12 protein-coding genes are annotated in these 12,325 nt (G+C 68.1%); 6 read left to right on the forward strand and 6 right to left on the reverse strand.

The window, feature by feature from the left end; all coding sequences use genetic code 11:
- Window positions 1-66 precede the first annotated feature (66 nt).
- The 3 genes from BJ987_RS13780 (at window position 67) to BJ987_RS13790 (ending at window position 2,869) form a co-directional block, all read left to right on the forward strand.
- Window positions 67-852, forward strand: a complete 786-nt coding sequence (locus BJ987_RS13780) for an electron transfer flavoprotein subunit beta/FixA family protein (protein WP_209889165.1) — start codon at window positions 67-69, stop codon at window positions 850-852.
- Window positions 853-894: 42 nt separating this feature from the next.
- Entirely contained in the window at window positions 895-1,851 is a 957-nt protein-coding gene (locus tag BJ987_RS13785; RefSeq protein WP_209889167.1) for an electron transfer flavoprotein subunit alpha/FixB family protein, read from the forward strand.
- Window positions 1,852-1,930: 79 nt separating this feature from the next.
- Window positions 1,931-2,869 (forward strand): aminoglycoside phosphotransferase family protein, encoded by a 939-nt coding sequence (locus tag BJ987_RS13790; RefSeq protein ID WP_209889170.1) that lies wholly within the window; start codon window positions 1,931-1,933, stop codon window positions 2,867-2,869.
- Between the two features lie 21 nt (window positions 2,870-2,890).
- On the opposite strand, the gene BJ987_RS13795 is transcribed toward BJ987_RS13790, so the two are convergent.
- Window positions 2,891-3,745: a LysR family transcriptional regulator gene (locus tag BJ987_RS13795; RefSeq protein ID WP_209889173.1), complete on the reverse strand. Its 855-nt coding sequence runs from the start codon at window positions 3,743-3,745 to the stop codon at window positions 2,891-2,893.
- A 113-nt stretch (window positions 3,746-3,858) separates the two neighbouring features.
- Here BJ987_RS13795 and BJ987_RS13800 point away from each other — a divergent pair, with 113 nt between their 5' ends.
- The 3 genes from BJ987_RS13800 (at window position 3,859) to BJ987_RS38205 (ending at window position 7,491) form a co-directional block, all read left to right on the forward strand.
- Complete coding sequence (locus BJ987_RS13800) at window positions 3,859-5,133, forward strand: NAD(P)/FAD-dependent oxidoreductase (RefSeq protein ID WP_209889175.1); 1,275 nt, start codon at window positions 3,859-3,861, stop codon at window positions 5,131-5,133.
- 207 nt (window positions 5,134-5,340) lie between these two features.
- Window positions 5,341-6,162, forward strand: a complete 822-nt coding sequence (locus BJ987_RS13805) for a GNAT family N-acetyltransferase (protein ID WP_209889178.1) — start codon at window positions 5,341-5,343, stop codon at window positions 6,160-6,162.
- A gap of 6 nt (window positions 6,163-6,168) precedes the next feature.
- Window positions 6,169-7,491 carry a lysophospholipid acyltransferase family protein gene (locus tag BJ987_RS38205; RefSeq protein ID WP_372446860.1) on the forward strand — a complete coding sequence of 441 codons (1,323 nt, stop codon included), beginning with the start codon at window positions 6,169-6,171 and terminating at the stop codon, window positions 7,489-7,491.
- A 78-nt stretch (window positions 7,492-7,569) separates the two neighbouring features.
- Here BJ987_RS38205 and BJ987_RS13815 read toward each other — a convergent pair whose 3' ends face one another.
- From BJ987_RS13815 to BJ987_RS13835, 5 genes are read right to left on the reverse strand one after another with little or no spacing between them, the layout of a single operon-like run.
- A complete protein-coding gene (locus BJ987_RS13815) occupies window positions 7,570-8,217 on the reverse strand; it encodes a response regulator (RefSeq protein WP_209889181.1) in 648 nt (215 codons plus the stop codon).
- Window positions 8,214-9,386 (reverse strand): sensor histidine kinase, encoded by a 1,173-nt coding sequence (locus tag BJ987_RS13820; RefSeq protein WP_209889184.1) that lies wholly within the window; start codon window positions 9,384-9,386, stop codon window positions 8,214-8,216. The genes BJ987_RS13815 and BJ987_RS13820 overlap by 4 nt, the downstream gene beginning before the upstream one ends.
- A 3-nt stretch (window positions 9,387-9,389) precedes the next feature.
- Window positions 9,390-10,229: an ABC transporter permease subunit gene (locus BJ987_RS13825; RefSeq protein ID WP_209889187.1), complete on the reverse strand. Its 840-nt coding sequence runs from the start codon at window positions 10,227-10,229 to the stop codon at window positions 9,390-9,392.
- Window positions 10,226-11,116: an ABC transporter ATP-binding protein gene (locus tag BJ987_RS13830; protein WP_209889189.1), complete on the reverse strand. Its 891-nt coding sequence runs from the start codon at window positions 11,114-11,116 to the stop codon at window positions 10,226-10,228. Before BJ987_RS13830 ends, BJ987_RS13825 begins: the two co-directional genes overlap by 4 nt.
- A complete protein-coding gene (locus tag BJ987_RS13835) occupies window positions 11,116-12,315 on the reverse strand; it encodes an FAD-dependent monooxygenase (protein WP_209889191.1) in 1,200 nt (399 codons plus the stop codon). Before BJ987_RS13835 ends, BJ987_RS13830 begins: the two co-directional genes overlap by 1 nt.
- Window positions 12,316-12,325: the final 10 nt, after the last annotated feature.

Raw genomic sequence — 12,325 nt, forward strand, 5'->3', positions numbered from 1 at the left:
GACGTACGGCCCAGCTCGTGCGGCCACCGGATACACGCCCCCAGAACAGGAGGTCGACGAAGACCGATGCCGAACATCGTCGTACTCATCAAGCAGGTTCCTGACACCTGGTCCGAGCGCAAGCTGACCGATGGTGACTACACCCTCGACCGCGAAGCCGCCGACGCCGTCCTGGACGAGATCAACGAGCGCGCTGTCGAAGAGGCGCTGCTGATCAAGGAGGCGCAGGGCGGCGAGGTCACCGTGCTGGCCGCCGGTCCGGATCGCGCCACCGAGGCCATCCGCAAGGCGCTGTCCATGGGCGCCGACAAGGCCATCCACATCAACGATCCGGCGATCCACGGCTCCGACGCCGTGCAGACCGCCTGGGTGCTGGCCAGCGCGCTGGGCCAGGTCGAGGGTGTGGAGCTGGTCATCGCCGGTAACGAGGCCACCGACGGCCGTGCCGGTGCGGTCCCCGCGATCATCGCCGAGTACCTCGGCCTGCCGCAGCTGACCCACCTGCGCAAGCTGACCGTCGACGGCGACAAGATCACCGGCGAGCGCGAGACCGACGAGGGCGTCTTCAAGCTCGAGGCCTCGCTCCCGGCCATCGTCTCGGTCAACGAGAAGATCAACGAGCCGCGCTTCCCCTCCTTCAAGGGCATCATGGCCGCCAAGAAGAAGGAAGTGCAGACCCTCACCCTGGCCGACCTGGGCGTCGACCCGTCGACCGTGGGCGTCGCGAACGCGGGCACCGTGGTGACCGCCGCCACCCCGAAGCCCCCGCGCACCGCCGGCGAGAAGATCGCCGACGAAGGCGATGGCGGCACCAAGATCGCCCAGTACCTCGTCGGCCAGAAGATCATCTGATCGCCCGCCCCGAGACTGCCAATCAGACACAGGAGAACACAAATGGCAGAAGTACTTGTGCTCGTCGAGCACGCCGACGGTGCGATCAAGAAGGTCAGCACCGAACTGCTCACCGCCGCCGCCGCACTGGGTGAGCCGGCCGCCGTCGTCACCGGCCCGGCCGGCACCGGCGAGAAGCTGGCCGACGCGCTGACCGCCGCGGGCGCCGCCAAGATCTACATCGCCGAGTCCGACGATGTGGACAACTACCTGGTGACCCCGAAGGTCGACGTGCTCGCCGGTCTGGTCGAGTCGGTGTCCCCGGCCGCCGTGATCGTGGCCGCCAGCGCCGAGGGCAAGGAGGTGTCCGGTCGTCTGGCCGCGCGTCTCGGCTCCGGTCTGCTGGTCGACGTCATCGACGTCAAGGCCGACGGCTCGGCCGTGCACTCCATCTTCGGTGGCGCGTTCACCGTCGACGCCAAAGCCACCGGCGACGTGCCGGTGATCTCGGTGCGTCCGGGCGCCATCGAGGCGAAGCCGGCCGCCGGTGCGGGCGAGAAGGTCACCGTCGAGGTGCCGGCGCAGGAAGAAGGCGTCGTCAAGGTGACCGCGCGGGAGCCGATCGTGGGCGGCGACCGTCCCGAGCTCACCGAGGCCACCATCGTCGTCTCCGGTGGTCGCGGTGTCGGTTCCGCCGACAACTTCGCGGTCGTCGAGGCGCTGGCCGACTCGCTCGGCGCCGCCGTCGGCGCCTCGCGTGCCGCGGTCGACTCGGGCTACTACCCGGGCCAGTTCCAGGTCGGTCAGACCGGTAAGACGGTCTCCCCGCAGCTCTACATCGCCCTGGGCATCTCCGGCGCCATCCAGCACCGCGCCGGTATGCAGACCTCGAAGACCATCGTCGCGGTCAACAAGGACGAAGAAGCCCCGATCTTCGAGATCGCGGACTACGGCATCGTGGGCGACCTGTTCAATGTCGCCCCGCAGCTGACCGAAGCGGTCAAGACCCACAAGGGCTGATACGCGATAGCACGCAACGGTCCCGGGCTCGAAAGAGCCCGGGGCCGTTGGCATTTCCGGATAGTGAGAGGCTGGGGGCATGCGCCTGCCCGTGGAGGTCATCGAGAACGTCCGTGAAGTCTTCGCCGAGCGTGGTGAGCGGTGGCTGGCCGATCTACCGGATGTGATTCGAAGCCGTTGCGAGGCCTGGGGTCTGGAGGTGATCGGCGAAACCTTCGGCGGTGGCACGCATTCCTGGGTGGCCCCGGTGCGACGGGCCGACGGCAGCGTCGCGGTGCTCAAGATTCCGGTGGTCGACGAGGAAAACATCGGCGAGGCCGCCGGAATGTTCTGTTATCAGGGTGATGGGGCGGCGCGGCTCTACGAGTACGACCCGGAAACCGGTGCGCTGCTGCTGGAATGGGCGCGACCGGGGACTCCGCTGCTGGAACAGCCCGGGTTCCCCAGTCTGGAGGGCCGCCCCGAGCACACCGGCAAGATCGAGCTGGCCTGCCGGCTGTACCGGCGACTGCGGCGGGAGCCGACCGGCATTCCCGCCGACTACCCAGCGCTGCCCGCGGCCGCGGACATGGTCCGTCAGTGGGTCGGCATGTTCACCGACCCGGAACCGGAAGTGGCACGGGTGCTTTCGCCCGTGCTGCGAGATGCCGCGTCCGAGTGGTGCGAGCGGCTCGCCGAGCCCGACGGTCCGCTGCTCGTCGTCAACCGGGACACCCACCTCGGCAATATCGTTGCCGCCGAACGGGAGCCGTGGCTGCTGATCGATCCGAAGGCCTACCTGGGCGAGGCTGCCTTCGACGCCGGATTCCTCATCATGATTCAGGTGCAGAGCGATCCGATGCCGGAGCACGCCCGCTCGGTCGTCGCGCGCACGGCCGCCGCCCTGGCGGTCGATGCCGAGCGCGCCCGGGGCTGGGCGACCATGCGGGCCATGGAGGAGATCGTCTGGGCGGTCCAGGACGAGGAGCCAGCGGATCTGCGCCTGCACCTCGCTGTCGCGCGGGCGCTGGCGAGCTGAGCGTTCTCAGACCCCATTGGTTCAGCGGTGCAGGTTGGTGAGCAGCGTCGACAGGATGGACGACGGACGCGCGTCGCTGCGGACGACCGCCGAAACCGGGATGCGCAGGCGATGTTCGGTGAGTCTCAGCACGACCAGCCCTTCGGTGGGGCTTTCGGCGTAGAGCACGGTCCAGGCGTCGGGACGGTTGAGCAACTCCATGGTCGCGGTGTGATCGGGCGGAATCGGCGGACCGTAGGTGGGGCCGGTGGGCAGTTCGGCGAACGCGGCGCGAATGATGTTGTGCAGCAGCACCTGTTCCTGCTCCGGCGGCAGCAGCAGCGGATAGGGGCTGAGATCGGCCAGGGTGACGGTGTCGCGGGTGGCCAAGGGGTGCCCGCTCGACGTCGCGATGACGAGGTCTTCGACCCAGAGTTGTTCCACCGCGAGCCCCGGCTGGTCGACACTGCCACGGATGAGAGCGAGATCACAGTCGCCGTCCGCGACGGCGGTAATCCGTTGGCGGAACGGCTTGATCACATATTCGATTTCGGCATCGGGGTGCGCGGCACGGGTGCCCGCGATGGCCGACAGTGAGCGGGTCGCGAAGGACATGTTGGCCGCCAACCGGATTCGGGGCCCGGTGGTGCGCACGGTGGCGCGGATGGCAGACTCCAGGCTGAGCATCTGCTTAGCCAGGGGAAGTAGCCGAGTGGTCGCGTCGGTGGGGATAACGGCCCTGGTGGTGCGCTCGAACAGGGACACGCCGAGGTCGCGTTCGAGCCGTGCGATCTGGTGACTGATCGCCGACTGGGAAATGAAGCAGCGGCTCGCGGCCTTGCTGAAGCTCAGTTCCTCACAGACCGCGACAAAGTATGCCAGTTGGCGCAGCTCCACGACAAGCTCCCGATTCATGAATGATCTAGATAAGAGTCATCTCCATTATGCGCCCTAACACCTGAAATATCTGCGCTTCGTATGACGGTTGGTAATGAGAGAAGGAGGCTGTCATGGAACACGCAGATGTGGTCGTTGTCGGATCGGGATTCGGAGGTCTGGCCGCGGCCAAGCAGTTGGCGAAGTCGGGAATCAACTTCGTGCTCATCTCGAGCACGCCGGAGCATCTTTTCCAGCCCTTGCTGTATCAGGTCGCGACAGGTGTGCTGGCCTCCGATGAGATTGCGCCGCCGATCAAGTCGGTGCTGCGCCGGCACCGTGAAGCCGACGTGCGGCTCGGCAAGGTCGTCGATCTCGATCCGAACACCGCGGTGCTGACCTATGAGTCGCAGGGGGAGCAGCGCCAGATCCGCTACGGCTCGCTGATCGCGGCGACCGGTGCGAGCCAGTCCTATTTCGGCCGTGACGATTTCGCGGCCAAGACGTTCGCGCTCAAGACCATCGACGACGCGAAGGCGCTGCGCGCGCAGATCGAGCGCGTCTTCACCCAGGCCGAGAACGCCGACCCGCAGACCCGTGAGCGACTATTGAGCTTCGTGGTGGTCGGCGCGGGCGCGACCGGTGTCGAGGTCGCGGGCCAGCTGAAGGAACTCGCGAAAAGGCATTACCACCAAGAGGTTTCGGTGACCCTGGTGGAGGGTGCGGGTGCGGTGCTGCCGCCGTTCGGCGGTGGCCTGTCGGAGTACGCGAAGCGCTCACTGACCGGCAGCGGCGTCGAGGTGCTGCTCGGCACCTTCGTCACCGACATCGACGGCGGCAAGGTGACGGTGAAGGACGGCGAGGGCGCGGAACGCCAGATCGCCGCGGAGACCGTGGTGTGGTCGGCCGGTGTGCAGGCGGGCGGGTTCGCCAAGATCCTCGCCGAACGCACCGGTGTCGAGACCGACCGTGCCGGAAGGCTTTTGATCAACCCCGACCTCACCGTCGCCGGCTACGCGGACATCTACGCCATCGGCGACATGACCTCGCTCAACGGCTACCCCGGACAGTCGCCGGTGGCCATGCAGGAAGGCCGGCACGCCGCCGACATCGTCCGCCGAAAGAAGGCGCCCGGCACTCCGTTCAAGTACTGGGACAAGGGCAGCATGGCGGTGATCAGCCGGTTCAGCGCCGTGGTGAAGTTGAACGACCGCATCACCTTCCGTGGGTTCGTCGCCTGGGTGATGTGGCTGGCTGTGCATTTGATGTACCTGGTCGGGTTCCGCAACCGCTTCGCGGCGGTGGCCTCGTGGCTGGTCGCGTTCATCGGAACCGGGCGCCCCGGGTTCGCGGAGGTGGATCCCGCGGCCAACGCCGAGACCCAGGAGTTGCCGCGCATAGCGGCCTGAATTATCGAGCGGTAGCGCTCCCGGCTACCCGGGAGCGCTCTACTGTGTCCAAAGTTACCGGCCGGCAAGCAATAGGTGCAGGTCAAGTCCTATTCCGCGACCGCGCGGTAAACATCTGGTGTGACCGGCATCTCGTTCATCTGACCGGCATCATCGCGACACTTGCGAGTTCCTTCGAGGCAGTGTCGGACTGGCTTCATCGAAGTCATGACAATTTCGTCCGTGCTGACCGCCCCGGCTCCGACGGACTCGGGGGCGCAGAAGTCTACCTACTCGCTCGTCGTCTCCTCCGACGCCGACCACCGCGCGGCGGCGCAGCGGCTCCGCTATCAGGTGTTCGCCAACGAACCGGGCTTTCAGATCCCGGACACCGGGACCGGCCTGGACGCGGACCGCTTCGACGACCACTGCGACCACCTGCTGGTCCGCGACGACCGCAACGGCGAATTCGTCGGCTGCTACCGCATGCTGCCGCCGGACAAGGTGGACGCCGCCGGCGGCTACTACACGGCCACCGAATTCGATGTGACGCAACTGGATCCCGCCGGCCGCCGGATCGTCGAGATGGGCCGGGCCTGCGTGGTCCCCGACCACCGCAACGGCTCGGTGCTCACCCTGATGTGGGCAGGCATCCTGCACTACATCCAGCTCACCGGCTACGAATGGGTGATGGGCTGCGTTTCGGTGCCGATGCAGGACAGCCCCGCCGACCCGGTCGGGGTGAACGTCCGCGGTGTGCGTGACGTGCTGCTCGGCCGCCACGCCGCCGACCCCGAATGGCGGGTGCACCCGCACAACCCGGTGCTCGTCGACGGCAAATCCCTCGACGAGCTGGATCCGCCCGCCCGCCCGAAGCTGCCGCCGCTGCTGCGCGGATACCTGCGCCTGGGCGCGGAGATCTGCGGCGAACCCGCGCACGACCCGGATTTCGCCGTCGCCGATTTCGTCGCCCTGCTCGGCCTGGACACGATCAACACCCGCTACCTGAACCGGTTACAGACGGCTGCGGCCTCGCTCGACGGACGGTGAACAGCAATGGTTTTCGACGCCCCGCCCGCGCAAGCGGTGCACTCCTGGATGCCGTCGAGCCCCTGCGGGCCCAGCTGCGTGGAGTCCACCGCTGAAGTAGGTACCGCCCGAGTCGTCGCGCGCCTCCTGGGCGTCACCGGACTGATCCTCAGCTATCCACTCCTGAACGCCGCCACCCCCCGCAAGCGCCGAGAGTCCTTGCAGCGCCGCTACGCCCACGCCGTCCTCGACTGCCTCGGGATCGAACTGCGGGTCGTGGACCAGCGGCCCGAGACCGATTCCGGGCATTACGTCGACTCGGCATTTTCCGCCGACATGGCTCATCGCGTCCATTCCGCTCATTACGTTGACTCGAGCGGTTGCGTCGACTCGGCTCATTACGTTGATACGGGCCGTCGCGGCGACTCCGCTCACTACGTCGACTCGGCCCATCGCGCCGATCCGGCTCGTTCCGCCGACTCAGCTCGTTCTGCCGATTCGGTACCCGAACCAGGCCGTTCTGCCGTACCGGGTCGTTCTGCCGTACCGGCTCGTTCTGCCGTACCGGCTCGCGCCGCCGTACCGGGCCGTTCTGCCGAACCAGCCCGCTATGCCGAACCGGGGCGCGGCGTCCTGATCGTCGCGGGCCACGTCAGCTGGTCCGATGTCGTGGTTATGGCAGCCGTGCAGCCGCTCGGGTTCGTGGCGCGCGCGGACATGCTCGATTGGCCCCTGCTGGGCGGGCTCGCCAAGCGACTGCGGGTCATTCCGATCGAACGCGAACGGCTGCGCGAGTTGCCCGGTGTGGTCGATCAGCTCGGGGCCAGGCTTGCCGCCGGCGACCGGGTCGCGGTGTTCCCCGAGGGCACCACCTGGTGTGGGCGTGCCTACGGCCGCATGCGCCCGGCGCTCTTCCAAGCCGCCGTCGACACCGGCACTTTCGTTCAACCGGTGCGGTTGCGCTATCTCGACCAGCACGGCAGTCAATGCACGGTGCCCGGCTTCGTCGGCGACGACACCTTCGCCGATTCCGCCAAGCGGGTCCTGCGCTCGCGCGGCATGGTCGCCGAAGTCGTTCTGCTGCCCCAGGAATACCCCGGTCTCGATCGCCGCGACCTGGCCCGCCGCTGTGAGCACGCCGTCCGCGGCACCGAGCTCTCGCGGCACGGCAGCACGACCGACTGGATCGAGGCGAGCACCACCCGGGTCCAAGACCCCGCGCCTGCCCCGCCCCGCACGGAACCGGCGGTCGCGGAGGCTCCGGTCCACCACGCAATAGACCGGAGTGGCTTCCGCAGCCGCGCGGTCGCGGTATTGCGCCGCCGGCCTCGGAGGGTAGCCACGTACTGAGGCGGATCGGCTGCGAGGGGCCGATCCGCCTCAGCTGTCGATCGGCCCCGGGGCTCACGGTCGCATTACCGACCGAATTCAGCTCGGTTTGATGAGCAGGGTTTCGTAGGCGTAGATCGCGGCCTGGGTGCGGTCGCGCAGCTGCAGCTTCTCCAGCACTCGGCGGACGTGGGTTTTCACGGTCTGCTCGGAGATCACCAGCTCTCCGGCGATTTCCGCGTTGGACAGCCCGCGCGCGATGAGGACGAGAACTTCGGTTTCGCGGGCAGTGAGGTCGGCCGGTTTCGCGGCGGCGCGGGGTTGGCCGCGGCGGGCGAATTCGGCGAGCAGGCGTTTGGTGACCGAGGGGGCGAGCAGGGCTTCGCCGGCGGCGACGATGCGAACTGCCTCACCGAGGGAATGGGCGGAGGATTCCTTCAGCAGGAAGCCGGCGGCACCGGCACGCAGCGCGGCATAGACGTATTCGTCTAGGTCGAAGGTGGTCAGCACGATGACTTTGGCGGGACCGGCGGCGGTGATCTCGCGGGTGGCTTCGATACCGTCGCAGACGGGCATCCGCACGTCCATCAGGATGACGTCGGGTTGCAGCCGTTCGGCTGCGCGAATGGCCTGGCGGCCGTCGGCAACCTGCCCGACCACGTCGATATCGGGCTGGGTATCCAGCAGGACGGCTAGACCCTCGCGGATCAGTTCCTGGTCGTCGGCGATCAAAACGCTGATGCTCATCGGTCTCCGTTCTGGGTCGGAAGCGCCGCGGCGACACGGTATTTGCCGTCACCGGTGGGTCCGATATCGAGGGTGCCGCCGAGCATCGCGACTCGTTCGCGCATGCCGAGGATGCCATGGCCGGAGCCCGTGGTCGTCGGCACCGGCGGCATATGCTGATTCTCGACGCTGATCCGGATCTCCGCAGGGGTGGCGGCGATTTGGATCCGCACCGGTGCGCCGGGTGCGTGCCGAATGGCGTTGCTCACTGCTTCCTGCACGATGCGGAACGCGGAGAGCTCCACGCTCGCGGGAACTTCCGAGGTATCGCCGAGCAGTTCCAGCGCGACGCGCGCGCCGGTCGCGCGCACCGACGCGACGAGATCCGGGACGTCGGCCAGCGTCGGTTGCGGCAGCACCCCGGTGTCCCCGGAGCGCAGCACGTCGAGGATGCGCCGCATTTCGCCGAGCGCGGCGGTGGCGCTGGAGCGAATGGTGTCCAGGCTCGCGGCGGTCTGTGGCGCGAGCCCGGAGTCGCGGTACTGCGCCGCCTCGGCCTGGATCGCGATGACCGACATGTGGTGTGCGACCACGTCGTGCAGTTCCCGCGCGATGCGGGCCCGCTCCTCCAGCCGCACCGTGCGCTGATGCTGTGCTTCGGCGGCCGCGCGCTGACTGCGCAGGCTCTGACTGGTCGAGATCAGTGCCCGCACGGCCACCACGGTGGTCAACAGCAGTCCGGAAACCACGGTGGCCGCGATCAGTCCGACCGGCCAGTCGACCGGCCGCAGATACAGGGCGAGGGCGGCCCCGGTAGCGATCGTCGCACCCCACGACACCGCCGCGGCTCGGGCGCTGGTCCGGAACGCGGCCAGGCCGAGCACGACGAAATGACTGTTCAGCATGGGATCGACCCACAGCTCGGCGTTCGCCCACAGCGACGCCACGGCCACCCCGGCCAGCGAGACGGCCCACGCCGCGAACGGCAGGCGCTGCACCAGCAGCACCGCGCCGCCGGAGATCAGCGCGAGTCCGATCGCCTGTGCCTCGGACAGCCGGAAGGCGACGATCAGGGTAGTCAGGACCACCGTGAACGCCACGATCGCGGCGACGACCAGCACCGTCCGCTTCGGCCACCGCTCGAGCCGGCCGGGCCAGGTGTCCAGCACATGTGCCGCGATGCTGCGCATGCGTTAGACCACGTCGCGGCGGCGCTCGAGCCACAGCGCTGCCGCGACGCAGGCGCTCAGGTAAACGACCAGGGCGGCAACCGATTCCGCGCGCGAAATAGTGGTCAGCACACCGGGTGTGGTCTCGCCCTGCAAGGTGCGCAGCGACCCGGCGAGTGATCCGGCGGCCGTGCCGGGCAGATAGTTCATCACCACACCGGCGCTGCCGAGCATCTCCCCGAAGAAACGCAACACGTTCTCCAGCACCAGCACCCACACCAGGCCGAGCCCCACGGCGAGCGCGGGCCCGCGTGCGACGATCCCGATGAGCACACCGAGCATCGACCACATCCCGAGAATGGCGATGCCGCTGCCGATCCCGGCCAGCGAGCGGCCGGCCGAGGGCAGCATGATCGGCTGTGACTCGGCCCAGGCGATGGTCGTGGCGATGACCAAGTCGACCACGAACGCCGCCAGGACGACGGCCACGACGACGGCGAATACGGCCACCATGGTGCCGGCCAGGGCAGAGGTGCGCGAAGGACCTTGGGCCAGCACGGTTTTCCAAGTGCCCCAACCGTATCCGCTGCCGGTGGCGAGCGCGCCGAGAATCAGCATGAGCGCACCGCCGAAGATCACCGTGCCGCCGGCGAACTCCTCCGGCACCGCCGCGGGCATCATCTGGGCGAGCAGTTCCGCGGGCGCCTGGCCTTCGGTCGCGTTGCCGCCATCGCCGGAGACATAGCCGACGTAGTTGAGCGCGTACATGAAGGTCACATTCAGGGCGAACCAGACCCCGACCAGGACCCATAGTGTGGGCCAGCGCCGCAGGCGCAGCGCCTCGGCCCGGATGCTCGCCGTCATTTTCCCGCCTCCGTCAGCTCGAAGAATACTTCTTCCAAAGACCGTTCATCGGTGCGTAATTCGTGTAGATTGGCGCCCGCCTGCACGATCGCGCGGGCAACCAGCGGCGCCACCTCGGCGCCCGCGTCGACGCGGAAGCCGCCGGGAGCCGGGGCCGCCGTGCCGACCACTGCCCGCACCGCCTCCAGCGCGATCGCCGCCGGTTCGGCCCGCACGAAAAGTGTGGCATTGCCGCGCAGTTCGGCCACGGTGGATTCGGTGAGCAGTTTCCCGCCGTTTATCACCCCGACCCGGTCGCAGATCTCCTGCACCTCGGCGAGCAGGTGGCTGGAGAGCAGGATAGTGTGGCCGTGCCCGGCGAGATCGGTGATCAATTCCCGCATTTCGGCCATGCCGGCCGGGTCGAAGCCGTTGGTGGGCTCGTCCAGGATCAGCAGCTCCGGATCGCCGAGCAGCGCGCAGGCGACGCCGAGGCGTTGTTTCATACCGTGCGAATAGGTGCGGAACCTGTCGTCGCCGCGTGCGGTGAGCGCCACCCGGTCGAGCGCTTCCTCGGCGGCCGAATCGGGTAACCGCCGATAGCGGGCCATCACCCGCAGATTGTCGCGGCCGGACAGGAACGGATAGAACCCCGGACTCTCGATGAGCACGCCGAGACGTTCAAGCGTCCCGGGATCGCCTGGGGGGCAGCCGAATACCTGCGCCGTGCCGCTCGACGGCCGAACCAGCCCGACGAGCATGCGCAGCGTCGTCGTCTTACCCGCGCCGTTCGGGCCGAGGAAACCGTAGATCTCCCCCGCTCGCACGGTAAGGGCTACGTCATCGACGGCGAGGTGCTCGCCGTAGCGCTTGGTCAGTGCGTCGGTGCGCACGATCTCGGTCGCCATCACACGGCCGCGGGCAGGAGCGACGGGACCGCGATCCGGAATTCGCCTTCGATCTTCGCGACCTGCTTCTGCCCGACGATCGTCTTCATCATCAGGTCCCGGGCCTTGGTCGCGGCGTAGCCCCGCCACGAGGAGACCGTGCCGATACGCCACGACTCCTGCTGCAGTGCGGTGCTTTCCGGCCGTCGGACGGCTTCGTAGTCGGCCAGGGCAGCCGCCAGAGCGGCCCGATCACCCAGATCGATCGACACGATCCCGCGGGCGAGCACGATCGCGTCGACGATGGCCTCGCTTGCGCCCCGGCCGAGGTTCGGCGTGACGGCGTGCGCGGCATCGCCGAGGAACACGACCCGGCCCTGGCTCCACGACGGCATGGGCCCGAGGGCGCGGACATCGTGGTGCAGCATCGCCGCCGGCGGCGTCGCGGCGATGAGTGCCTGCACCGGTTCCGGGAAGACGCTGAACCGGTCCCGCAGATCGTGTTTGACGAGTTCGTTGGGCTGGTCGATGGCGACCTTCGGATTCCGCAGCGCCGCGGCCCAGAAGATGTGGTTGCTGCCGCAGTCCTTGACCGCGACCCGGGTGCCGCGCCCGAAGAACAACGTGAAATTGTTCGGCCCGCATGGCGGCTCGTGTTCGGCCACCGCGTGCACAATCCGGTAATTGGCGGTGAGGATTTCGACTTCGGGAAAGATCGCCTGCCGGGTAAGGGAATTGATGCCGTCGGCCGCGACGACCAGATCGGCCCGCTCCTGTCTGCCGTTCTCGAAGGTCACCGTGGCCCCGGCGGCGTCCTGCTCGACCTTCGTCGCCCGATGATCGAACTCGACCGGTCCGAGGTCGGGGGAGCCGGCCAGCGTCTCGATCACCTGCGAGCGCCGGATCATCACCGGCATCGGCGCGTTGTGCTTGCGGGCGAACTCCGCCAGCTGCGCGTGGTAGAGCGGAGTTCCGTTGTGATTGAAGAACTGCTGCCGGTGCACTTCCGCGCCGCGCCGGCGAATCTCGTCGCCCAGACCCAGTTCGGCGAAGGCCTTCATGCCTTTGACCCACACCTGCAGGGAGGCGCCGACGGTGCCGAAGGCGGGTGCTTGTTCGTAGACGGTGGCGTCGATGCCGACTTTGCGGAAGGCGATGCTGGCACACAGCCCGCCGATCCCGCCGCCGAGGATGATGACGCGTCCATTCGAGGTCGTCATGGGGAACTCC

It is taken from the genome of Nocardia goodfellowii (assembly GCF_017875645.1).
Taxonomy (GTDB): Bacteria; Actinomycetota; Actinomycetes; order Mycobacteriales; family Mycobacteriaceae; genus Nocardia; species Nocardia goodfellowii.

What these genes read in the sequence shown, in the direction of transcription:
- BJ987_RS13790 (WP_209889170.1), top strand. Translation starts at nt 1,931, where the DNA reads ATGCGCCTGCCCGTGGAGGTCATCGAGAACGTCCGTGAAGTCTTCGCC.
- BJ987_RS13820 (WP_209889184.1), bottom strand. Translation starts at nt 9,386, where the DNA reads ATGCGCAGCATCGCGGCACATGTGCTGGACACCTGGCCCGGCCGGCTC.
- BJ987_RS13825 (WP_209889187.1), bottom strand. Translation starts at nt 10,229, where the DNA reads ATGACGGCGAGCATCCGGGCCGAGGCGCTGCGCCTGCGGCGCTGGCCC.
- BJ987_RS13815 (WP_209889181.1), bottom strand. Translation starts at nt 8,217, where the DNA reads ATGAGCATCAGCGTTTTGATCGCCGACGACCAGGAACTGATCCGCGAG.
- BJ987_RS13830 (WP_209889189.1), bottom strand. Translation starts at nt 11,116, where the DNA reads ATGGCGACCGAGATCGTGCGCACCGACGCACTGACCAAGCGCTACGGC.
- BJ987_RS13780 (WP_209889165.1), top strand. Translation starts at nt 67, where the DNA reads ATGCCGAACATCGTCGTACTCATCAAGCAGGTTCCTGACACCTGGTCC.
- BJ987_RS13805 (WP_209889178.1), top strand. Translation starts at nt 5,341, where the DNA reads ATGACAATTTCGTCCGTGCTGACCGCCCCGGCTCCGACGGACTCGGGG.
- BJ987_RS13800 (WP_209889175.1), top strand. Translation starts at nt 3,859, where the DNA reads ATGGAACACGCAGATGTGGTCGTTGTCGGATCGGGATTCGGAGGTCTG.
- BJ987_RS13835 (WP_209889191.1), bottom strand. Translation starts at nt 12,315, where the DNA reads ATGACGACCTCGAATGGACGCGTCATCATCCTCGGCGGCGGGATCGGC.
- BJ987_RS38205 (WP_372446860.1), top strand. Translation starts at nt 6,169, where the DNA reads ATGGTTTTCGACGCCCCGCCCGCGCAAGCGGTGCACTCCTGGATGCCG.
- BJ987_RS13785 (WP_209889167.1), top strand. Translation starts at nt 895, where the DNA reads ATGGCAGAAGTACTTGTGCTCGTCGAGCACGCCGACGGTGCGATCAAG.